The organism is Roseburia sp. OM02-15, from assembly GCF_003481835.1.
In the GTDB taxonomy this organism is placed as follows: Bacteria; Bacillota; Clostridia; order Lachnospirales; family Lachnospiraceae; genus Eubacterium_I; species Eubacterium_I ramulus_A.
The window spans coordinates 144,266-166,473 of the sequence record NZ_QULX01000004.1; the positions used below are offsets into that span (position 1 = coordinate 144,266).

The following is a 22,208-nucleotide window of genomic DNA, read 5'->3' on the forward strand; positions in this document are numbered from 1 at the left end:
TTTCTTATTTATCTCTTGATTTTCAGCACATCCAAAATCCTGCGCTGATGCTCCTCCATTACTTCTGCCTCCTCCGGAACCATGTGGTCATACCCCATCAGGTGCAGCATACTGTGTGTGATCAGGAATGCATACTCCCGCTTTACACTGTGACCGTATTCTTCCGCCTGTTCATAGACACTCTCTACACAGATAACAATATCTCCCAACAGAACTTCCTCTGTGTCCGGATTCACGCAGTCGTCAAACTGATGTTCCACTCCGTCGAAATCTGCCGGCTCGGCATATTCGATCATCGGAAAAGACAACACATCCGTCGGACGGTCAATCTGTCTCATCTCGCGGTTGATCTCATGAATCCGATCCTTATCCACCAGTGTCAGATTTACTTCCGCCTCATATGGAAAACCTTCCGTATCCAGTGACTGCACGATCACATCCTTCGCCAGTTTTTTATAATGAAAAGAAAAACCCGGCGCCGTTTCACAGATAATATTAATTGTCATTGCGTCGTCCTCTGCTTTCTTTCTTATTCTGGCGTGCATTTTTTTCTTTTCTCTGCTGTGCACTCTCATATTCATCGTACGCTTTTACGATTTTCTGAACCAGAGGATGACGCACAACGTCCTGACTGGTCAGCTTGCAAAATGCAATATCATCCACATTTTTCAATACTCTCATGGCAACATCCAGACCGGATTTCACCCCCGGTGCCAGATCCTTCTGAGATGCATCACCGGTTACGACCACTTTTGAGCCAAAACCGATACGCGTCAGAAACATTTTCATCTGTGCCGGTGTCGTATTCTGAGCCTCATCCAGAATGATAAATGCATTATCCAGTGTACGACCACGCATGTAGGCAAGCGGTGCCACCTCGATCAGACCTTTTTCCTGATTTTTGATAAAACTCTCCGCACCCATGATCTGATATAACGCATCATATAACGGTCTTAAATACGGATCGATCTTGCTTTGCAGATCTCCCGGAAGAAAGCCCAGTTTTTCACCGGCTTCGATTGCCGGGCGTGTCAGAATGATACGGCTTACTTCTTCATTTTTAAATGCGGTGATCGCCATCGCCATTGCCAGATAGGTCTTTCCGGTTCCCGCCGGTCCGATTCCGAATACGATCATTTTATCACGGATCTGATCCACATAATCTTTTTGTCCCAATGTCTTTGGTTTTACCGGTTTTCCCTGCACAGTATGACAGATAACTTCACTGTCTGCCTCCAGCAGTGGATTCTTTCTGCAGCCGCACATTTCCAATGCATAAGTAACGGTCTGCTCGGTAATGTCATTGCCGCGCTGCGACATGGCAAGTAATTCCGTAAGGACTTTCTGCGCCGCTTCCACGTTTTTGTCCTCACCCATAATTTTCAGGCTTCCATCACGAACAACCATTGTGACCTGCAGATATTTTTCAATCTGTTTCAGCCAGGCATCAAACTTTCCGAATACATTTGACATATGTTCAATCGGAATGTCCAACAACTGTTGTGTCAATTCCATATTTGTCAGTTCCTTCCTGTGTCTTCGTGTTTTCAATCTCTGTTCTGCGACTCACTGTCACCATCGCATCCAGAGTCCCATGCACAGATACTTCTGTGGCATTCTTTTCTATAATAACACTATTCGACAATATTTGAATAGCATTTTTTTCTAATTTTTGGATATAATTATCCAGTTTTTCCTGTGCAATCCGCTTAATTTCTGCTTCTGTGCGGTCTGTTTCGTTGTTTTCATACTGCCACAGACGCTCCGTCACCAGGGTAAATGGCAGATAAAAATCCCTGCCAAGACAAATCTGCCGATAAATACGGATACATCCCGTCTGTGCCTTTTGCTGCCAGAACAGATTCAGCTGACCGTCTCCTGTCAGCACTCCAATTCCATATTTCGTCTTTCCAATCTGCTCGCGCACCTGCTTTTTTGCAGAAAAATGGTCTTCATAGGGAAGTGTCGTATGGATCGTCACATCCGCATCAGCCGCACACAGATCATAAGAAACGGTTTCCCCACTGTCATCCTGAATCGGGATCATGCCGGATACGACCACCGTTCCAGCTTCCACTTCATCTCCTGCCTGCACCAGTGCCGTTCCACGGCGCACCAGTACCGAAGTCACCTCTCCGGCCACTTCTGTTACCAGATCCGATGCCACAAGTGCTGGTCCTTCCTCTGCATTTCCTGCAGGAAGCCGCTCCTGTACCGCTACATACAGCTTTGTTCCGGAAAGCCGCACCGACACCCAGGTAATATCCGGAAAATGATTTCGAAGCAGTACTTCTGCATTTTCACAGTCAATCTCACGCTTTCGCACGCCATACCCGATCTGCTCCTCTGCCAGAAATTTTGTCAGAAGCTGCGTGGAATACTGATGATTGCCGGATATTTCCACCGACCAGACAAAGCGTGACATAACCATCAGGAACAAAAACGCTGCCAGAATACCAATTGCAAAAAAACGATGCTTCCGGTAGCGAAACAACAAAAATGGCAGTCCCACCCGTTTTAAAATCCGGATCTGTGTCCCACTTTTTCTCAGCATTGGTTTCAGACGGCGAAATGCCCGCAGACTGATGCAGAAAACATACCCCGTCTCCTCCCGGTGAAGTTTCCACAGAATGATCCCTGCATTCCCACAAAGGTTAAAAAAGCGTTCCGGCGAATACCCGGTCAGCCTCACATACAAATAGCCACGAAAAAATTTGATAAATTTCAGCACTGACGCATCGCTCCCTATCTGCCATATTCCAGTTTATCGATCTGTCCGCTGATTTTCATGTCCTCGCCGGTATAGTATTCAATTTTCAGATGCGTTCCGCAGATCTCCACCTGCCCCTGTTTCAGAGAAAGCCGGATCTTATCTTCCCGGTATTCCAAAATTCCTTTATAATTTTCCACGGTCAGGTCGTTCTGACCGGTAATGGTCAGGATCGGCACACCAAACATCATATCCTTTGGCAGTTCTAACCGATCCGTCACCGATTTTACAAGCATATGTTTTTTCTTTTTCTTCATAATTCAATATATGGTCAAAATCATATGCTATGATAACTGTGTGCGTTATTTTCTGCACAATTCAAAAACTGTGTGATTTTTCCAAGCCTTTGCTTATGATCTGATCACTATTTGTGATACGGCTCGTTCGACATGATCCGATATGCCCGATACACCTGCTCTAACAAAATCACACGCATAAGCTGATGCGGAAATGTCATGTACGAAAAGCTCAATAAATAATCTGCCCGATTGATCACTGCATCCGACAGCCCCAAAGATCCGCCGATCACAAATCCGATATCACTGGTTCCATGCAAACCCAAAGATGCGATTTTTTCAGAAAAAGCAACCGAATCCAGCTTTTTCCCCTGAATTGCCAGTGCGATCAGATACGTTCCGTCCTTGATCTGACGGAGCAGACGTTCTCCTTCCTTATCTTTAATCTGTCTGGTTTCTGTATCGCTGGCATGATCCGGTGTCTTCTCATCCGGCACTTCCACGATTTTCAGTTTGCAGTACCGTCCCAGACGTTTTTCGTATTCTTCGATCGCCTGACGGTAAAATTTTTCTTTGATTTTCCCTACGGTATAAATTGTAATATTCATACGGCTATTATTTCACAAGGTGAAATTTCTGTAAAGAAAAAATAACAGAATTTTAAAAACATAGAAAAAAGTAATGGAGAGTCTTTTTTATGTAAAAAATATGTGCTATAATAGCTTTAAATTATTGACCGGACGTTCCGGTGAAAACATAGTGGAGGAATATCATGCAGTTACTGGAAGAAAAGATTAAGACAGACGGCGTTGCCGTTAATGAAGATATTTTAAAGGTGGACAGTTTTATCAATCACAAGGTTGATCCATTTCTGATGAAAGAGATCGGAAAAGATTTCGCCGCACATTTTGCAGGTCAGGGAATTACAAAGGTTGTCACCATTGAAAGCTCAGGTATTGCTCCTGCCCTTACAACAGCCATCGAAATGGAAATCCCAATGGTGATCCTGAAAAAGCAGCCATCCAAAGTACTGAACAAAAATCTTTATCAGACAATGGTAACTTCTTTTACCAAGGGAACCAGCTATGAATTAACACTTTCTGCTGAGCAGATTGATGAGACAGATCACGTTCTGATCATCGATGACTTCCTTGCCAACGGAGAAGCCGCAACCGGTGCGATCCGTCTTTTAAGAAAAGCACATGCTACCGTTGCCGGACTTGGTATCCTGATTGAGAAATCTTTCCAGCCGGGACGTGACAAATTAAATGAGCAGGGAATTCATGTATATTCACTGGCAAGAATTTCCAAACTGGCAGAAAATCATATCGAATTTATTCCGGAAGAAGCATAATCAACCGATTATCCTTTCAACCCAAAATGCAAAAGCCGAAGCACAGGATTTTTCCTATGTTTCGGCTTTTTTAATTTACGAACGACATCATTTCATATCATTCTGTTTTTCACATCATTACAGGCTTTTATGCATTTCTTTGTATCATCGCATATATTTTTCGTTTCTGTTTTTATTCCTGCACCGCTACTTTTTAATACAATGTCGGAACGCCGGCAGCAAAAATGCATCCGCAAAAATCCACGCCAGCACATTTGACAGGCAGATTCCCATATATCCCATCAACGGTGCCAGCACAACACCCGCAATGGTTCTTGCTGCCATCTCAAGCACTCCTGCTGTCATGGCAAAGCCGGAATATCCCATACCCTGAATGGAAAAACGCACAGTTCCAACCAGTGTGAGCAGACAATAGCCAAGGGTAGACACCAGCAAAAACAGGAAGGAATAGTTCACTACTTCCGCATTTGGCTCACTCAAAAACAGCAATGTCATCGGTTTTCCAAATAATAACACGATTGGAATGCAGATCGCTGACCATACAAATCCACAGATTGATGCTTTTTTTACACCATCACTGACACGTTCCTTTTTGCCTGCACCAATGTTCTGTCCGGTATATGGTGCCATGGTCTGTCCCAATGACTCCAACGGACAGGTGATCAGGTTGTTAATCTTCTGCGCTGCTGTTACGCCTGCTACCGCTGTCGCACCAAGTACATTAACAGCGGCAGTGATCACCAGAGAGCCGATTGCTGTAATGGAATACTGTAATCCCATCGGCACACCAATGGCACAGAGCCGTTTCATGTAATTGCCACGCATACGCCACTCATCACGGCTTGCCTTTAGAATTGGAAACTTCTTTTTCATATAGATCAGACAGATACCGCCGGATACGCCCTGAGAAATCACGGTTGCAATCGCTGCTCCTGCCACACCAAGCGGAATCGGAATCATCAAAATAAAATCCAGTGCAATGTTCATAACCGAAGACAAGATCAAAAACATCAGCGGTGTTTTGGAATCCCCCAGTGCTCTCGCCACACCTGCCAGAAAATTATATAAAAACGTGCATGGAATTCCAAGGAAAATGATCAATATGTAAATATAGGCATATTCAAAAATATCCTCCGGAGTTTTCAAAAGCACCAGCATATTTCTGGTGAAAATACATACAAAAAAGGTGATCACAATGCTGAAAAACACACACAGCCAGGTGCTGTTTGCCACATAGCGCCGCAATTCCACTTCTTTGCTTGCACCAAATGCCTGTGCGATTGGAATGGAAAAACCATTGCAGATACCCAGGCAAAACCAGATGATCATAAAGTTCAAAGATCCCGTGGCACCGACACCTGCCAGTGGCTGCACACCAAGCACCTTTCCAACAATCATGGTATCTACCATACTGTACAGCTGCTGGAACAACATTCCCATACACAATGGAACTGCAAAATTTATAATATGCCGCAGGGTGGAACCTGAAGTCATGTCTTTTGTCATATGATACTCCTCCTCAAATCTCTCTGATGAAATCTCTTTCAAAACTCACTCTATACTATAGCAAATATAGTCTTGCATCCATAACAGAACTGACATAAAATATAACAAAAGCGACTTTTTTATATTGATATGGAGATAATTATGAAAAATACTATAACAATCTCGGTTCAGGACGATTTCTGGGAAAACCGTGCACACGGTGATACCACATTTCCCTGTGCCGCCTATTATACCGATGCCAATACCCACGATATACGCTGGCACTGGCACGAAGAATATGAATTATCCATTGTCCGAAGCGGCTCCTGTCCGCTATCGGTCGGAACCGACCACCTGACACTGCACGCCGGTGATGCTATTTTTATCAATACCGGAACGTTACATTCTCAGGAAACGACCAAGGCTACAAAAGATTTTTACAAAGAAGACCTTGTCTTTCATGGACGTCTGATCTATAGTTCCAAACATACGGTCTTCTGGCAAAAATATATGGCACCCATTGCGACATCCAGCATTTCCCTGCCCTACATACACCTGACCCCTGCGGTTCCCTGGGAAAAAGAAATCATTGCTCTGGTTTCCGATGCTACGGAATCTGCCCGTGAAAAGCCCTTTGGCTATGAATTTTATATCCGTGAAAAATTATCCCGGATTTTTCTTCTGCTGGCACAAAACCGGACGGAGCTTGCTTCCCACAGTCAGAACGAAAGTTCTCAGGAAATGCAGCATATCAAAAAAATGATCCGGTATATTCAAAATAATTATACCGAATCAATTTCTCTGAAACAGCTGGCACAAACTGCCAATATCTGCGAACGGGAAGTCCAGCGTTCCTTCCGCAACGTCATCCGGCAATCACCGATCCAGTATCTGATCCACTATCGGATTGAAAAAGCCTGTCACATGCTGGATTCCGGGGAACAAAGTATCATTGATATCTGCAATAGTTGTGGATTTTCCAGTCCAAGCTATTTTACGAAAACATTTAAGTCGATCATGGGATGTACCCCTAGGGAGTATCGCAATACGCGATGATACAGAAACAGGAAGGGATATTTTTTCCCTTCCTGCTGCTTATTTTTGAAATTATATTGTGCAATCATAATTACTATAAATGCATGTAAATCCTATGCGTATGTATTTTATTGCAATCTAACATAATACATTTTTTATTTTCTTTATTCCGGATGGCATCTGCCACATGGTTCATATCCCTGCTGCTGAAGTTCTGCCGCGGTTCCGGTAAATTCCTGCCGATTATTTTCCTTGATATCCGCTACACTGGAACAATCCGGCGTATGATATTTCATTGTATTCGTATTTAACACATATGTCTTTTCCGTTGCCTGAGACTGCTGACCAGACGGTGTAGATGTGGCTGTGGATGTAGATGCGGACTGTGCCGCTGCCTCCTCATCGGTTGCCTTCCTGCTGTCTCCGGTAGCATAATCAATGATAACTCCCGGCTGCACATTGTAGACATAGACATTATAGCAGACACCTGCTCCGTTATCTTCCACAGATTTTGCTTCCATCTGCACACCGGATGCTACCAGATTGTCCCCTTCAAAAATCGGAGTTACACGATAACGCACATGCGCATTGTTCTGTTTTACATAATCTGCTACTTCATCCTCAAAAGGCAACATTCCTGTCACGTTCAGATAACGTGTTCCTGTGATCAGATTCTTCTCGTTGGCGTTTTCACCGCTGAGCTGATATCCGATCAGATGACAGCGATTATATAAATAGTTACCATCAATACCCTCATACTTAATTGTATGCCAGCCGCTTGGTTTTACCTGACCAATAGCTCCACGTTCTTCTGTCGGCATCAGATCAATTCCGACGATTGCATTTGCCACGCCACATCTGCCAAGACTGTCCAGCTCTGAATAATCCTCATAAGATGTTGTCTGCATATCAGCATCTGTAAAATCAGGTACATTATTATTGATCGTTACATAAGACTGACCGGAATATGCCGGAATACTGTCCAGTGATATACTTTCGCTGCTCTGTGATGCAGTACCGCTATCTGCAGACTGACCCTGCTGTTCTGTGACTGCCTGACCGCCATTTTCCTCCTGTGTGGTACGCGGTTCCGGCGCCGGAGACAGGGAACACGCCGAAGTAAGGACGGTTGCTGCCACGATCAGCGGAATCAATACTGCACGCATTGTTTTTGTCACTTTATGTAATAAATCCTTTTTCTTTTCGGATGTTGCAGATGTAGCACCTGCTTCTGTAATTTTTGTATTCTCCGTTATTTTTATTTCTTTTTCCTTTTCGTTATTTGAAGAATCCACATTCATCTCACCGTCCATTATTCCGGCTTGTTCCTTTAAAAATGCTCGCAGACTCTCATAATCTTCTGTAAACACCATCGCCTGCATACCAGCTTCTCGGGCACCTTCCACGTTATCCTTCCGATCATCGAAAAACAGACATTCTTCTGGTTTTAACTGATATTTTTCTAACAGACATTCATAAATCCGCACGTCCGGTTTGATCAGATGCACCTCAGAAGATACCATGACGCCGTCAAATGCTTCTAACGGAGAAAATTTCGGGAAATACTGATAAAACTCATCTGCTGCTGCATTGGAAAGCACATACGTCTGGTAACCCCATTTTCGCGCATCCTCACACAATTTTACCGATTTCTCCAGTGGTTCCATACAGATATCCCAACCATACACACATTTCTTCAATTCTTCATGATATTGCTCCGGGATTCTTTTTGCCACGCTTTCATACATTTCTTCAATCGAAATCGTTCCTCTGTCCCGTTCTACCCATTCCGGTCCCTGAAACAGTTCTTTCCGGATCAGGTCTCTTGCTTCCTCTGAAGAAACGTATTCCCGCAATGGAACTTCCGGATCATAACGCATGAGTACATTTCCCATGTCAAATATTAAATGCTTGATTTTTGCCATAACTTACCTGCCTTTTTTTAACCCAAAGAATGCCACTTTGCATACTCACATATACAATCGCATATGGAATACCCAAAGTGACATTCTCATTCATATAATTTTTATTCCAAAATGCCTTTTCATTGCGTTAGGCATTATATCAGATTCAGAAATATTTAACCAGAATTTTTGCCCCTCATCATTCATAGCAATTTGGTTCCTCTTTCATCTGATGCAAAATAATATCCTAGCGTATTCCAGTTACCTCGTAACCTTCCTCTTCTACTGCTTTTTTCAGTGCGGCATCATCAACGGAACCGGATAACTGAACAACAGCAGTTCCTTTCTCATGGCTTGTCTCTGCGGATGCAACACCCTCTAATGCCTCTAACGCTTTCTTTACATGTGCCTCGCAGTGTCCGCACATCATACCTTTGATCTCGATTACTTTCTCCATATCATTCTCCTCCTGTTTTTCAGCCATTACATCTGTATCTACTACGATCTGTACATCCTGCTGATTCTGATTCTTTTTATGATTTTTCTTTTTATCTCTCTTTGTACTGTAAACCTTTACAAAATTCAGACGCAGCGCATTTGTTACCACGCAGAAGCTGGACAGACTCATCGCTGCCGCTCCGAACATCGGGTTTAATTTCAGTCCAAACCAATGATACCACACTCCGGCGGCAATCGGAATACCTATTACGTTATAAATAAACGCCCAGAACAGATTTTCGTGAATATTTCGAAGTACTGCACGACTCAGACGAATGGCAGCCGGCACATCGGAAAGACTGCTCTTTACCAGAACCACATCTGCCGCATCCAGTGCCACATCTGCACCTGCTCCAATGGCAATTCCCATATCCGCACGGGTTAACGCCGGAGCATCATTGATTCCATCACCGACCATGGCAACTTTTCCACGCTGCTGCAATTCACGGATCACACGTTCCTTACCATCTGGCAGGACACCTGCAATAACCTGATCTACACCTGCCTGCGCACCAATTGCTTCCGCAGTACACTCATTATCGCCAGTCAGCATAACAACCTCAATTCCCATATTCTGAAGCTGGGAAATTGCCTGCGGACTGTCTTCTTTGATAACATCCGCTACCGCAATAATACCAAAAAGTTTCTCTTCTGTTGCAAAAAACAGCGGTGTTTTTCCCTGTTTTGCAAGTTCTTCTGCCTGACGCTGCATCTGCTCGGAAACGGTTGTTTTTCCGGAAATAAATTTCAGATTTCCGCCAAACACACGCGCACCAGAAACAATTCCTGACAGACCATTTCCCGGCATTGCCTGAAAATCATCAGCGGCAGAAACGGTAATCTGCTGTTCCTCGCCGTAAGCCACAATGGCTTTTGCCAGCGGATGCTCACTCTTTAACTCCAATGCTAATGCGGTCTGCATTAATGTGTCTTTTGTGATACCCTCACCCGGTATCATATCTGTTACTTTCGGTTCACCCTGTGTAATCGTACCGGTCTTATCCAATGCTACAATATCGACTTTTCCGGTCTCTTCCAGAGATACTGCTGTCTTAAATAACACACCGTTTTTCGCACCAACGCCGTTTCCAACCATGATGGCAACCGGTGTCGCAAGACCTAATGCACACGGGCAGCTGATCACCAGTACGGAAATTCCTCTTGCCAGCGCAAAACCGAAATCCTGACCAACTAAAAGCCATACAATAATTGTCACTATTGCGATAGAAATAACTGCCGGCACAAAAACACCGGATACTTTATCTGCAACTTTTGCGATTGGTGCTTTTGTTGCAGCCGCATCGCTGACCATCTGAATGATCTGGGAAAGTGTTGTATCGTTTCCAACTCGTGTTGCCCGGCATTTTAAGAATCCAGACTGATTTAAAGTAGCTGCAGATACGCTGTCACCCTCTGCCTTGTCCACCGGGATACTTTCGCCGGTCAGAGCAGATTCATTTAACGCACTGTTTCCCTCAATGATCACACCGTCCACCGGAACGCTCTCGCCCGGACGAACAACAAAAATATCTCCGATCTGTACCTGTTCTACCGGAACAGAAACTTCCTCGCCGTCCCGCAGAATCGTTGCTTTTTTTGGAGCAAGCTGCATCAGGCTCTTTAATGCATTCGTTGTTTTTCCTTTGGAATAAGCCTCCAGCATTTTTCCGACTGTGATCAATGTCAGGATCATCGCTGCGGACTCAAAATAAAACTCATCCATGTACTGCATTACAGCATCCATATCCATCCGCATCTGTGCGCCGGTCATGGCAAATAATGCGTAAGTACTGTATGCAAAAGATGCACCGGAGCCAAGCGCTACCAGCGTATCCATGTTTGGAGACTTATGCAGCAGACTTGTAAATCCACTGATAAAAAACTTCTGGTTAATGATCATAACCAGAATGGTCAGAAGCATCTGATACAATCCCATGGCCACATGATTTCCCGCCATAAAGGACGGAAGCGGCCAATTCCACATCATATGTCCCATGGAAACATACATTAACGGAATCAGGATCACAACAGAAGCGATCAGACGTTTCCGCAATTTTGGTGTCTCATGATCCTTTAATGCCTCCTCATCAAATGCCGGTGCGGATGTATTCTGCTCTCCCCCCTGCAAAGAAGCGCCATACCCCGCCTGGGTAACCGCCTGAATAATATCTGACGGTGCTGCCGTACCTTCCACATTCATGGAATTGGTCAGCAGACTGACGGTAACGGAAGTTACACCGGGTACCTTCGCCACCGCTTTTTCCACATGAGCACTGCAGGCCGCACAGCTCATGCCTGTTACTGAAAATTTATCCATAAAAATATTCACCTCATTTATTTTCTCTGCTTATGCAGATTTTATCCATTTGCTTTCATCAGAATCACATCAAGTCATACAAATACACAACCTAAACTTTATCTATGCGGTTCTGCTCAATTACATATACAGCAGAATCCTTTATTTCATCAGCTTCTGCATGGTTGTAACCAGCTCATCAATGACACTGTCATCACCATTTCGCACATTTTCCACCACGCAGGTTTTGATATGATTTGCCAGCAGTACTTTATTAAAACTGTTCAACGCCGCGTTAATCGCTGCCACCTGTGTCAAAATATCCACACAGTAGGCATCTTTTTCCAACATACCTTTCACGCCACGCACCTGACCTTCAATACGGCTGAGTCGGTTCATCAGATCCTTATACTCTTTCGCGTCACGTTCTTTTTTCTTATGACAACAGCAGCAGGATTCTTCCTGTACCGGAGTAGTTTTCTCTTTTTCCATCGAATCTATCCACTTCCTTTTTTCATTATTTCAATCCTTCTGATTAATACGGGCTTATTATATACCCCCTTAGGGTATATTTCAAGTGAAAAATATCCGGAAAACACATCAATGATAAAAAATATCAAAAATGCATTTTCCGGATCGGTCAATTTCTTATTCTCTCTTTTTCAAATTCTCTTTTTTACTATATGATTGCAATTTTCACGCGCCATTCGCAAAATGACCTGTAACACTACATTCTCTCAAGAATGGTATCCAGAATACAACCTGCAGCCTCTTTTTTGCTCATCAGCGGCAGCTCTTTTTCCATATCATTAGCGATCAGTGTGATCACATTAGTATCAGTACCGAATCCGGCACCTGCCACTTTCAGGTTATTGGCTACGATCATATCCAGATTTTTCTTTGCAATCTTGGTTCTGGAGTTTTCCAGCATGTTCTGTGTCTCCATGGAAAAACCGCATAAGAACTGATGTGTCTTAGAAGTGCCAAGGGTTGCCAGAATATCTTTCGTGCGTGTCAGCGGAATCGACATATCGTCCTCTTTTTTCTTGACTTTCTCCGTGCTGACCTGTACCGGACGATAATCCGCCACTGCAGCCGTCATGATGACGATATCCGTCTGCTCATATTCTTCTGTCACAGCTTCATACATATCCTGTGCGGAAATCACCGGTTTTACTTTGACAAACATCGGCGGCTCCATGGCACAAGGTCCTGTTACCAGTGTTACATCCGCACCACGCAGCATCGCATTTTCCGCAATGGCATATCCCATTTTTCCTGTGGAATGATTGGTGATATAACGCACCGGATCAATGGCTTCCTGTGTCGGTCCTGCTGTGACCAGTACTTTTTTGCCTGCCAGATCTTTTTCAAAGGCGATCACACGCAGGATATGCTGGAACAGTACTTCCGGCTCCGGCATCTTTCCTTTTCCCACATCTCTGCAGGCAAGCATACCGCTGGCTGGCTCAATGATTTCCTTTCCATAGGAAGCCAGTACTTTTAAATTGTCCTGCAAAATCGGATTCTCATACATATTTGTATTCATCGTCGGCACGATCAGCATCGGCGCTTTGCATGCCATCGCAGTGGTCGTCAACATATCGTCTGCGATTCCATGCGCCAGCTTTCCAATCACATTTGCAGAAGCCGGTGCGATCATCATCACATCCGCCTGCTGTGCCAGACTTACATGCTGAACATCAAACTGAAAATTCCGGTCAAATGTATCCACCAGACATTTGTGTCTTGTCAATGTCTCAAATGCGGTCGGATGGATAAAATTTGTCGCATTCTGTGTCATGATCACGTGCACATCCGCATGCTGTTTGATCAGCATACTTGCCAGTGATGCAATTTTATAAGCTGCAATACTTCCTGTCACACCCAGTACAACGGTTTTTCCTTTTAACATGATTTCTTTTTACTCCTCATCCAGTCTTGCTTTATCGAATAACTGACCGTGTTTCTCATAGTTAGTCACCCGGTCAATTCGATTGATCTCGTCCACAAAAACAACTGATGGTTTATGTGTTTTTGCTTCCTCCGGCGTCATATCCGCATAAGACATAATGATGACTTTATCCTTGACGGAAGCGCAGCGTGCTGCTGCGCCGTTTAAGCAGATCATTCCGCTTCCACGCTCTCCGGCAATCGTATATGTCTCAAAACGTGCGCCATTATTGACATTAACGATCTGAACTTTCTCATATTCAAGAATACCTGCAGCATCCAGAAGATCCTCATCAACGGTGATACTTCCTACATAATCAAGTGCAGCCTGTACCACAGTTGCACGGTGAATTTTTCCTTTTAACATCTGAAGGGTCATAAAAACTTTTTCCTCTCTACTTTTACAAATTTGATTAGATCATGAAGTTATCAATTAATCTTGTTTTTCCAATATACACTGCCATAGCAACCAGTGCCGGACTCTTCAGTTCTGTTACCTGCTGCATTGTCAGACCGTCTACCGCTTTGACATAATCAATTTTTGCCAGCGGCTCTGTCTCAATGTTCTTTTTCATTGCTTCTACTAATTTTACCGCATCTGTCTCCCCTTCTTCAACCATTTTCTGACCCATAAAGATAGTTTTGCTCAAAATAAGTGCTGCTTTTCGTTCTTCTGCAGACAGATAGGTATTTCTGGAGCTCTTTGCCAGTCCGTCTTCCTCACGGATGATCGGGCAGCCGATTACTTCCACATTCATATTCAGGTCATCTACCATATGTTTGATGACTGCCAGCTGCTGTGCATCTTTCTGTCCAAAATATGCACGATCCGGCTGAACGATATTGAATAATTTGCTGACAACAGTACAAACACCACGGAAATGAACCGGACGGCTCAGTCCGCAAAGTTCCTCTGTCAGAACCGTCATGTCCACAAAAGAACTGAATCCATCGTGATACATTTCTTCCGGTTCCGGATGGAAGATCAGGTCAGCGCCAAGGCTCTCACAGAATTTGCTGTCTTTTTCCAGATCTCTCGGATAACTCTCCAGATCCTCTGTCGGTCCGAACTGCATCGGATTGACAAAAATGCTGACAACTGCTTTGTCATTCTGCTCTACGGCTTTGCTGATCAGACTGCCGTGTCCCTCATGAAGATAACCCATGGTTGGTACAAATCCGACTGTCTTTCCTTCTTTTCTCCATCCTGCTACAATATCTCTTACTTCTTTTACTGTTGATACAACCTGCATTTTTCTATTCTCCTCTATACTTGTTTTTCGATTTTTATTTTTGTTCTGTTCTCCTCTATACATTTGTATAAAACGCTATACTTTTGTGTAAAATGAAAGGTGAACACTACTTATATTAACTTTCAAAATCAACTAACACTGTTAGTCAATTTCATTTCTTAATACAGTTTTTCAATAACTTCGTCTGAAATCGCGTATGTATGTTCCGGTGCCGGGAAGGTACCCGCTTTTACCTCTGCGGAATAATCTGCAAACGCCTGTTTCATGATCTCACCCACATTTGCGAAACGTTTCACAAACTTCGGTGTAAAATCAGAAAACATACCAAGCATATCCTGATTTACCAGAACCTGTCCGTCACAACCTGCTCCTGCTCCGATTCCGATGGTCGGAATAGAAACTGTCTTTGTGATCACTTCGGCAAGTTTTGCCGGAACACACTCCATAACAAGTAGAGAGGCACCTGCTGCCTCAACCTTTTTCGCATCCTCTACCAGCTGGCGGGCTGCTTCTTCACTTTTGCCCTGTACCTTAAATCCACCAAAGGCATTAATGGACTGAGGTGTCAGTCCGATATGTGCACATACCGGAATATCTGCTGCTACGATTGCCTCGATCTGCGGGCACACTCTTGCACCGCCTTCCAGTTTTACGCCATGTGCATGTCCCTCTTTCATCAGACGTCCTGCATTTAAAACTGCATCATAAACAGAGGTCTGATAAGACATAAACGGCATATCTGCCAGAACAAAGGCATTTTTTGCTCCTCTGCTGACTGCTGCGGTGTGTGCGATCATATCTTCCATCGTAACAGGCAATGTATTTTCATAGCCAAGCATTGTATTGCCAAGGGAATCTCCGATCAGCAAGATTTCAATGCCGGCTTCATCCATGAGCTTAGCCATGGAATAATCATAACAGGTGAGCATTGTAATCTTCTCACCATTCTCTTTTTGCTTCTTTAATGTAGAAACTGTGGTTTTCATGAATTGAGCATCCTTTCCATTTCAGAATAATCCCGCTCGGGATGTTTCATTTTTGCAACGTTGATCACTTCGCCGGACAGAATTTTATAAACCTTCTGTTCCTGCTCTGACAAGCTCTCCAAATGATCCATCACCGTCGTCAGGTCATTTCGCTCGATCGGACCTGTAAGTGCCCCGACCGGACCGTACTGGATGATATTCTCCGTATTTCCAATCATCAGCGGTGACAATGCGCGATGTGCATTTGCAACGGAAAAACCGCAGTCCCGCAGCATTTGCTCACACATATTTGCCAGTCCAACATATAAATTGCTGGCCATAGCTGCTGCCGCATGATAACGTACCTTATCCTCTTTTGAAATAACCTCCACCGGATTTCCAAAACTCTCAAAAAGCCGTAAAAACCAGTTCAGATACTTCGGATCTCCCTCAATCGTAAAAAACGCCTGGGAAATCACCTTATAGGATTCATACTTATCATTGATGGCGAATAACGGATGGATAGAATATCCATAAGCGTGATAACGCTCAATATCCGAAAAGACAGCGGAGCTTAACGCGCCACTGAAATGACTTATAATCTTATTCTGAATCGGAAGCATTTTCAATTGTTCCCACATTTGAGCAATCGCCGAATCCGGAATTGCCACAAAAAGGACATCACTGTCCTCTACCAGATGTCTCAAATTCAGGTACTGTCTGGTATTTGTAAAATCTGCTGCTTCTCTGGATGACTGTGGATTACGACTATAATAACCACTCACCCTTACGTTGCGCTCGGTTAGATATTTTCCAAGTGAAAAACCGACTTTTCCTGCGCCAATAAATCCAATATTCATAAGCATCCCTCCATTTCCTAATGGTGGGACAGTGAGTCTTGTTTGCGAACAGCAATACAAGCTCCGTTTCAAAATAATAAATACAAGGTATCGTTTCCTTTCGGAATACCATCCGCCCGACATTATACCGCCCGGGTACCCATTTGTAAAGGATTTTCAGCAATTCATTTGATTATAATCGGCAATCCACTGTCTGCGCAGGTCTTCCTCTCTGCCTCTCCAGTTGAAGGAATTGGATGCATCTGACAGTTTTTTCCGTTCCTGATAATACTGCTCCTGATCCGATACTTCCGTAAAACGGGAAAATGCCTCTTTCATCGTACCAAAATGAATCTCCGGTTCCAGATTACCAAGCACCTCATCCTCCGGCACATAATTCATAGCATACAGATAACAATACCGGCTCTGCTCTGATCTGTTTTTCTGATAAGCTGCTGCAAACATTTCTGCCGCTTCCTGAAACAAAAACAGACGCGCATATGCCACGCCCAGATTGTGCAGGATTCCCCCCTGCAGTTCCTCTGTCATATAGATCAGATTTTCCTGCTGCAGCAATTCCAGATAACCATATGCCGCATGGCGGTATTTTTTCTCAGACAGGAAATAATCCGCTTTCATTTTGCGGCGCTCCATCGGACTTTTCCCCCGCATCCGCGTCAGCATCTCATCAATCTGGCGCAGTCTTTCCACGGTGTAAAAACCGGACGCAGACAAAATCAGTTCCGCACATTCATAAACATCCTTAGATTTTCGATAGCTGTTTTTTAAATGAGCTGTCAGATCTGCCTCTCCCAGTTCTTTTTCCAACCACTGAAACAGGGATGTGCAGATCCATTTTTCATCCAGCAAAAACAGATTCGATTCTATCGCATAGCAAAGTTCCTCTAAGGTATACACAGAAACAGACAATCCCTCAAGAAAGAACGGATTCTGCGCCTGTCTGTCCCTGCACAGTTTCAATGTTCCCATATTATCTGCCTCCTTTTTTTTGACCATACCGTGCTTTTTCCATCGTGCTGCCACCTTCCATATCCAAGGCTACCGGAAACTCCCAGATTTTACCGGAGCTTTTGAAAAATTCACCAAATCCATCATCGGAAAGCCGCAATGTCACTTCTGTTCCGTTTTTCGGAATTGCCTGAATGCGAAACCGCAAAGCTGCTTCCGGCCGATCCGGAAGATCTGTAAGCTCCAGATGCAGCACCTGACTGTTTGCGGCACCGATCCGACTGATTTTTAACACAATTTCCGGAGTACCGCCGTAAAGTAATTTAAAAGACGGTGTCTGGCAAAACCAGTTCTGTCCGGCTTCGATCAGACGGATAAAACCGTCCGCTCCCTGACTTTCAATCCGAAGATCCAGTTCCCCCTGCATTTTGTATTCACAGTTAAAGAAAAATCCCCATGTTTCCGGCTTACTGTAGCGCCATGCACCATATGCCGCACCTCTGGTCAGCAGATTTTTCCCTAAAAATCCCCGCTTGTTCGTTCCCATCACCCGGAGAGATTCCCGTAACCAGTTGCCGTCAAATCCATCTCCCACAAAATATACCGTGGAAATCGCATGTTTTGCAAAAGATTCCCGTACAACATTGGAAAAATATTCATCCATCAGCTCCGCATGCGTGCAGATTGATTCCGGCACCTGCCAGTGTTTCTGCTCTGCCGTCACAAACTGTACTTTCAAACCGCTTTTTCTATGCAGCAGATAAAAACTCAGTTCTGCCCCCTGAAAATAGAACATTGCCACATCATGCTGCCACAACACCGCTTCCTGATGATACGTATGTAAAAAGAAACTTTCCGCATAATCCATAAAGATCAGTTCTTTTTCTGAGAAATCCAGCTCCTGACGTACGTATTGAAGCAACGCAATCGCCTGCTGTGACAATACCGGAACTGTGATTGCCACACAAGTCGGATCTCCCTTCAGACCATAGCGCTCTTTCAACCGGATCAGACGCCGTACAAACTGCACAAACAATCCATGATACAATGTGGTCTCTTCCGTCTGCTCCTGCAATGCGCCTTCGTAAATATCTTCAAAAAAATCTCCGTTCGGCTGTTCCTTTCGTTTCAGAGCCTCATCCCCATAATACGTTGTTCCCTTTTTTTCCAGAAACATTACCAGAGGAATCCCAAATTTTTCCATTCCTCTGACCGTCGATATCGTCTCCGGTTCTTTCTGATCCTCCCGGTACAGACTGATCATCGCCCTGTCTCTTCCAATATCAATTCCTACATAGAACTCTTTTTTCTGATCCACTGCTCTTACTCCTCTATCGGCAGAAACAAAGCATCTGCCAGATCGGTCAGTTCTGCATATTCATAAGCAGACTGCCTGTCTTTCTTCTCCATCCATGCTGCAAGCCGACCATATCGTGTCTCTTCATATCCGGATCCCGGTTTTGCTTCCAGCGTGCCGCTCTCCAGCACCTCTCCACTTCCTGTCACTGCCTCATACTGCATTTCCTTTTCAAAAAAGGTATGCAGCACACAGGTATACAATCCCGGTAATATTTCCTGCATTCCAACGGACTGTACTTTTTCATGCTTTTCATTGTAAATCATCACATGCAGCACCTGCTCCGGCTGTGCCACACAGGAAATCACATTTTCACCAAACAGCAGATACTTTCGCTGTAATTTTGCCGGAAGCTCCTGATAAAACGGAAAATAAATGCCTTTTAACAGAAAATGCTCCAGCAGTTTTGTTGCCAGCACTTCTTCTGTATGACGCATTTCTTCTTCCTTGTCGTCTGTTACAGTTTTCACATACCGTTTTAAAAATGCCGCCTGGCAGCAGCGCTGATGCATTCTTCCTGCCGAAAATTCTTCCAGCAAACATTTTTGTACCTGTGCCGGAAGTTCTGCCGTTCCCAACAGATACTGATAAGAAAACCATGTCATATATGCCTGCAAAAGCAATGGCTCTCCTTTTCGTGCAACGATGCGTTCAAACAACTGTTCGTGTCCCGGCAGGAAATTTCCGGTAAACAGCATATAAACCAGCAGCTTTTCTTCTGCATCTGCTGTGTCCATGCCTTCTTCTCTGGCAGCAGTAATTCTCCGCTGCATCACTGTCATCGGCGCATCAAATGTTTTGATCTGTTCTGCCAGATCCACATCATTTGAAATCTCTGAATTGTCCGGGTGCTGCTCCGATTCTATCTGATCTTTCTGATAAACATGCGCTCCGGAGAGCATTTTTTTCAAGTGAAACTGTTTTCCGGCAGTATACACATTTCCTGCCTGATCCGCATACAAAATAGCAAACGGTTTCGAATGCAAGTAAACATAGGCACTCCGTTCATACAATGCCACTTTCTGTATCTGGTCGGAATCCGCCTGAAGCGCCCAAAGTTCTGTCATGTCCGGATTCGGCACCCGGATCCGATATGCATCATCCGCGGATTTACGCATGTACTTCCATGCGCCATCTGTCAGCTGTTGTTTCATATCTTCATAAATTACAGCCAGATCTTCGCTCATATGTTCTTTTTTCAATTCCTGAGAGGCAAATTCCCGGATCACCGGCTGATATGACTGCCAGATCTTACCGATCCGTTCTTTATTGCGCACCACATAAGCATAAAGCATTGCCCGCCGTTTCGCCGGAAGTGCTTTACTTCTGACAAAATAGTGCAAAATCTCCTCCGGCAGTGCGCCGTTTGCCTTCGTCCAGGAAAGCATATATGCCTCATACAGTCCCGCAATCTTCAAATGACGGCTGATCCCCCGCTGAAACCATGGGAAATAAACCGTACCATACCGATTGCATTTGATCAGATAGATACAGATATTTTTGATCACCGTTGTCTCCGAACCCTGACGGTAACAGCGGCATAATACGCGAAAATAAACCGGATCGAAGGTCTTCTGCAACTGTGCCATAGGAACCAAGCGGTCAATGATACGCGGTGACAACCGATTGTGCTTCATCATCCAGATCAGCAGTCTTCGTTCAAATACATCCACCTCATGCAGCATTTCCGGATGATTTTCCAGCAGGCAGGTTGCTTCCTCATAAAAAATCGGACTGATATTTCCTTTTAACATATATTTGCGAATCCATTGATATTTTCGCTCCGGATTGCGAAGCAGCACTTCATCAATGTGCAATAACACCCACACCAGTACCGGATGTGACGGATATTTCAGATAAATCTCTTTCACCCTTCTGGTCACTTCCCGGCTGTAAGCCGGTGTCTCCCCAATGGTGGTCAGATACAGATAAAATGCTCCTAACGGTGTCCGCTGATTCTGAATATTTTTCGGCAGTTTTTCCGAAATTGCTTCTGCCCCCAGTTTGTCCCCTCCGGTCAGGAGAACAAAAATACGATACAAAGGAAGCCATTCGTTTTCTGGATCCAGACTGATGGCACGTTTTAGCAGCACTTCCATCTCCTGCATCCAAAGTTCCTTTGTCATCTCCTCCTTGCGGTAATCCAGATAATATTTCTCCATCTGACTGTGAATGTAGCGATTTTCCCAATGGGCAGACTTCTTCACAGAACGTTCCTTTAATACGGTAACTGTAATTTTAATCGTCTCTGTCTGGAATGGTGTCTGAATCCGGATCTTCGCATAATTTTTGCCCCCATGAAGCAATCCCGGCATAATGTGATACTGAACTTCCGCATGTTTTCCGACAAAATCATAATAACGCAGCTGTTTCTTCTCCAACCGGACAAACGGCGCATCACAGGAGATCTCCACATGGATATAACCCCAGGTGCTTTTTTCCACATCCAGCAGATCTGACTGTGGCAAAATCGAACCCTTCGACACTTTATAGCCGCGTTCCGGACGGCTGATGATCAGATGATTCCGCTCCTTTTTTCCACACCCGATCAGAAACTCCTCCATCTGTGCGGCACCGCAGGCATGCTCTGTCAAGCCACGGTAAAGCAGCTTCTGGAATCCGCTGTCATGATGTAAAATATTGCAAAAATACTGGGATTTAAAAATCTGCAGCGCTTCTTTCCAGCTCAGTTTGCACAGATTCGTAAAATCATTCAGTGTCTTAATTTTTCCAATGGAAGACATCAGATAACGGCGGGTAATATTTGCCCGAAATGGCAGCAGATACTCACCCACATTGCTGGTGATCACAAACACACCCTGATCTGTCATTCCTTCCGTCTGCTGACTGTCGGCATACCGGAACCGGATCTGGATATCTGTCCCGTTAAATTCGGTATCCAGACAGGTGACACATGGGTGCTCGCAACTGACAATTCCGCGGATCGGATGTTCATTACTGCTGTGAAAAGAAAACGTTCCCTCAAAGGGTTCACTCTCAATCGCTGTAAAATTCAGATCCATATCCGGCAACAGCAGGTGTGTATCCTCATATGTAAATTTTTCCTGTATGATATCCTGCAATTTTCTTTTCATTCGTACAACCTGCTTCCCGGGAATTTGTTTTTCATTGCTTTTTTTCCCGATTTCTCTATAATAATAAAGTATAAAACATTTTAGATTTTCTTGCAATGTCAAGGAAATAAGAAAATGTGCTTTCTGTTCGGGAAAAACAACTATTTACATGTAACATTTTTCCAAGCAGATTTTTCAGGCAAATAAGGAAAAAATAAGA

19 protein-coding genes are annotated in these 22,208 nt (G+C 44.2%); 2 read left to right on the top strand and 17 right to left on the bottom strand.

All coding sequences use genetic code 11. From position 1 onward, the window contains the following. Nucleotides 1–8: 8 nt before the first annotated feature. The 5 genes from ybeY to rlmH all read right to left on the bottom strand — a co-directional run bounded on the left by ybeY (nucleotide 9) and on the right by rlmH (nucleotide 3,614). Entirely contained in the window at nucleotides 9–506 is a 498-nt protein-coding gene (ybeY, locus tag DXB15_RS05570; protein ID WP_109214443.1) for an rRNA maturation RNase YbeY, read from the bottom strand. Continuing rightward, complete coding sequence (locus tag DXB15_RS05575) at nucleotides 496–1,515, bottom strand: PhoH family protein (protein ID WP_109214442.1); 1,020 nt, start codon at nucleotides 1,513–1,515, stop codon at nucleotides 496–498. Before DXB15_RS05575 ends, ybeY begins: the two co-directional genes overlap by 11 nt. Next, nucleotides 1,478–2,731 carry a sporulation protein YqfD gene (locus tag DXB15_RS05580; protein WP_158582197.1) on the bottom strand — a complete coding sequence of 418 codons (1,254 nt, stop codon included), beginning with the start codon at nucleotides 2,729–2,731 and terminating at the stop codon, nucleotides 1,478–1,480. Before DXB15_RS05580 ends, DXB15_RS05575 begins: the two co-directional genes overlap by 38 nt. Before the next feature lie 14 nt (nucleotides 2,732–2,745). Further along, entirely contained in the window at nucleotides 2,746–3,006 is a 261-nt protein-coding gene (gene yqfC, locus DXB15_RS05585) for a sporulation protein YqfC (RefSeq protein ID WP_242979760.1), read from the bottom strand. A gap of 128 nt (nucleotides 3,007–3,134) precedes the next feature. Further along, on the bottom strand, nucleotides 3,135–3,614 hold the full coding sequence (gene rlmH / locus DXB15_RS05590; RefSeq protein WP_118702286.1) for a 23S rRNA (pseudouridine(1915)-N(3))-methyltransferase RlmH: 480 nt from the start codon (nucleotides 3,612–3,614) through the stop codon (nucleotides 3,135–3,137). A gap of 164 nt (nucleotides 3,615–3,778) precedes the next feature. Here rlmH and DXB15_RS05595 point away from each other — a divergent pair, with 164 nt between their 5' ends. Next, nucleotides 3,779–4,360, top strand: coding sequence for a xanthine phosphoribosyltransferase (locus tag DXB15_RS05595; protein WP_118702287.1), 582 nt, complete (start codon nucleotides 3,779–3,781; stop codon nucleotides 4,358–4,360). 186 nt (nucleotides 4,361–4,546) lie between these two features. Here the strand turns inward: DXB15_RS05595 and DXB15_RS05600 are convergent, their stop codons facing one another. Continuing rightward, nucleotides 4,547–5,866, bottom strand: coding sequence for an MATE family efflux transporter (locus tag DXB15_RS05600; RefSeq protein ID WP_109214437.1), 1,320 nt, complete (start codon nucleotides 5,864–5,866; stop codon nucleotides 4,547–4,549). 141 nt (nucleotides 5,867–6,007) lie between these two features. On the opposite strand from DXB15_RS05600, the gene DXB15_RS05605 reads away from it, so the two are divergent. Next, entirely contained in the window at nucleotides 6,008–6,901 is an 894-nt protein-coding gene (locus DXB15_RS05605; RefSeq protein WP_158582198.1) for an AraC family transcriptional regulator, read from the top strand. 143 nt (nucleotides 6,902–7,044) lie between these two features. On the opposite strand, the gene DXB15_RS17845 is transcribed toward DXB15_RS05605, so the two are convergent. From DXB15_RS17845 to DXB15_RS05660, 11 genes are all read right to left on the bottom strand, one after another. Next, nucleotides 7,045–8,805: an HAD-IA family hydrolase gene (locus DXB15_RS17845; RefSeq protein WP_118702288.1), complete on the bottom strand. Its 1,761-nt coding sequence runs from the start codon at nucleotides 8,803–8,805 to the stop codon at nucleotides 7,045–7,047. Between the two features lie 226 nt (nucleotides 8,806–9,031). Beyond that, nucleotides 9,032–11,599, bottom strand: coding sequence for a heavy metal translocating P-type ATPase (locus tag DXB15_RS05615; protein WP_118702289.1), 2,568 nt, complete (start codon nucleotides 11,597–11,599; stop codon nucleotides 9,032–9,034). Between the two features lie 141 nt (nucleotides 11,600–11,740). Then, entirely contained in the window at nucleotides 11,741–12,070 is a 330-nt protein-coding gene (locus DXB15_RS05620) for a metal-sensing transcriptional repressor (RefSeq protein ID WP_109214433.1), read from the bottom strand. Between the two features lie 235 nt (nucleotides 12,071–12,305). Next, nucleotides 12,306–13,493: a bifunctional phosphopantothenoylcysteine decarboxylase/phosphopantothenate--cysteine ligase CoaBC gene (coaBC, locus tag DXB15_RS05625; RefSeq protein WP_118702290.1), complete on the bottom strand. Its 1,188-nt coding sequence runs from the start codon at nucleotides 13,491–13,493 to the stop codon at nucleotides 12,306–12,308. 9 nt (nucleotides 13,494–13,502) lie between these two features. Beyond that, a complete protein-coding gene (panD, locus tag DXB15_RS05630) occupies nucleotides 13,503–13,910 on the bottom strand; it encodes an aspartate 1-decarboxylase (RefSeq protein ID WP_109214431.1) in 408 nt (135 codons plus the stop codon). A 34-nt stretch (nucleotides 13,911–13,944) separates the two neighbouring features. Further along, nucleotides 13,945–14,784, bottom strand: a complete 840-nt coding sequence (panC, locus tag DXB15_RS05635; RefSeq protein WP_109214430.1) for a pantoate--beta-alanine ligase — start codon at nucleotides 14,782–14,784, stop codon at nucleotides 13,945–13,947. Nucleotides 14,785–14,942: 158 nt separating this feature from the next. Then, complete coding sequence (gene panB / locus DXB15_RS05640) at nucleotides 14,943–15,770, bottom strand: 3-methyl-2-oxobutanoate hydroxymethyltransferase (protein ID WP_109214429.1); 828 nt, start codon at nucleotides 15,768–15,770, stop codon at nucleotides 14,943–14,945. Further along, nucleotides 15,767–16,609 (bottom strand): Rossmann-like and DUF2520 domain-containing protein, encoded by an 843-nt coding sequence (locus DXB15_RS05645; RefSeq protein ID WP_109214428.1) that lies wholly within the window; start codon nucleotides 16,607–16,609, stop codon nucleotides 15,767–15,769. Before DXB15_RS05645 ends, panB begins: the two co-directional genes overlap by 4 nt. Before the next feature lie 156 nt (nucleotides 16,610–16,765). Next, nucleotides 16,766–17,578, bottom strand: a complete 813-nt coding sequence (locus DXB15_RS05650; protein WP_118702291.1) for a hypothetical protein — start codon at nucleotides 17,576–17,578, stop codon at nucleotides 16,766–16,768. A gap of 1 nt (nucleotide 17,579) precedes the next feature. Beyond that, nucleotides 17,580–18,875, bottom strand: a complete 1,296-nt coding sequence (locus DXB15_RS05655) for a DUF5716 family protein (RefSeq protein ID WP_118702292.1) — start codon at nucleotides 18,873–18,875, stop codon at nucleotides 17,580–17,582. A 5-nt stretch (nucleotides 18,876–18,880) separates the two neighbouring features. Next, on the bottom strand, nucleotides 18,881–22,009 hold the full coding sequence (locus DXB15_RS05660) for a DUF5717 family protein (protein ID WP_118702293.1): 3,129 nt from the start codon (nucleotides 22,007–22,009) through the stop codon (nucleotides 18,881–18,883). Nucleotides 22,010–22,208 lie beyond the last annotated feature (199 nt).

Excerpts from the sequence above, each read along its gene's own strand:
- panC (WP_109214430.1), bottom strand. The coding sequence starts at position 14,784 with ATGCAGGTTGTATCAACAGTAAAAGAAGTAAGAGATATTGTAGCAGGA.
- DXB15_RS05575 (WP_109214442.1), bottom strand. The coding sequence starts at position 1,515 with ATGGAATTGACACAACAGTTGTTGGACATTCCGATTGAACATATGTCA.
- panD (WP_109214431.1), bottom strand. The coding sequence starts at position 13,910 with ATGACCCTTCAGATGTTAAAAGGAAAAATTCACCGTGCAACTGTGGTA.
- rlmH (WP_118702286.1), bottom strand. The coding sequence starts at position 3,614 with ATGAATATTACAATTTATACCGTAGGGAAAATCAAAGAAAAATTTTAC.
- DXB15_RS05660 (WP_118702293.1), bottom strand. The coding sequence starts at position 22,009 with ATGAAAAGAAAATTGCAGGATATCATACAGGAAAAATTTACATATGAG.
- ybeY (WP_109214443.1), bottom strand. The coding sequence starts at position 506 with ATGACAATTAATATTATCTGTGAAACGGCGCCGGGTTTTTCTTTTCAT.
- DXB15_RS17845 (WP_118702288.1), bottom strand. The coding sequence starts at position 8,805 with ATGGCAAAAATCAAGCATTTAATATTTGACATGGGAAATGTACTCATG.
- panB (WP_109214429.1), bottom strand. The coding sequence starts at position 15,770 with ATGAAAACCACAGTTTCTACATTAAAGAAGCAAAAAGAGAATGGTGAG.
- DXB15_RS05595 (WP_118702287.1), top strand. The coding sequence starts at position 3,779 with ATGCAGTTACTGGAAGAAAAGATTAAGACAGACGGCGTTGCCGTTAAT.
- yqfC (WP_242979760.1), bottom strand. The coding sequence starts at position 3,006 with ATGCTTGTAAAATCGGTGACGGATCGGTTAGAACTGCCAAAGGATATG.
- DXB15_RS05615 (WP_118702289.1), bottom strand. The coding sequence starts at position 11,599 with ATGGATAAATTTTCAGTAACAGGCATGAGCTGTGCGGCCTGCAGTGCT.
- DXB15_RS05620 (WP_109214433.1), bottom strand. The coding sequence starts at position 12,070 with ATGGAAAAAGAGAAAACTACTCCGGTACAGGAAGAATCCTGCTGCTGT.
- DXB15_RS05600 (WP_109214437.1), bottom strand. The coding sequence starts at position 5,866 with ATGACAAAAGACATGACTTCAGGTTCCACCCTGCGGCATATTATAAAT.
- DXB15_RS05645 (WP_109214428.1), bottom strand. The coding sequence starts at position 16,609 with ATGAATATTGGATTTATTGGCGCAGGAAAAGTCGGTTTTTCACTTGGA.
- DXB15_RS05650 (WP_118702291.1), bottom strand. The coding sequence starts at position 17,578 with ATGGGAACATTGAAACTGTGCAGGGACAGACAGGCGCAGAATCCGTTC.
- DXB15_RS05605 (WP_158582198.1), top strand. The coding sequence starts at position 6,008 with ATGAAAAATACTATAACAATCTCGGTTCAGGACGATTTCTGGGAAAAC.
- coaBC (WP_118702290.1), bottom strand. The coding sequence starts at position 13,493 with ATGTTAAAAGGAAAAACCGTTGTACTGGGTGTGACAGGAAGTATTGCA.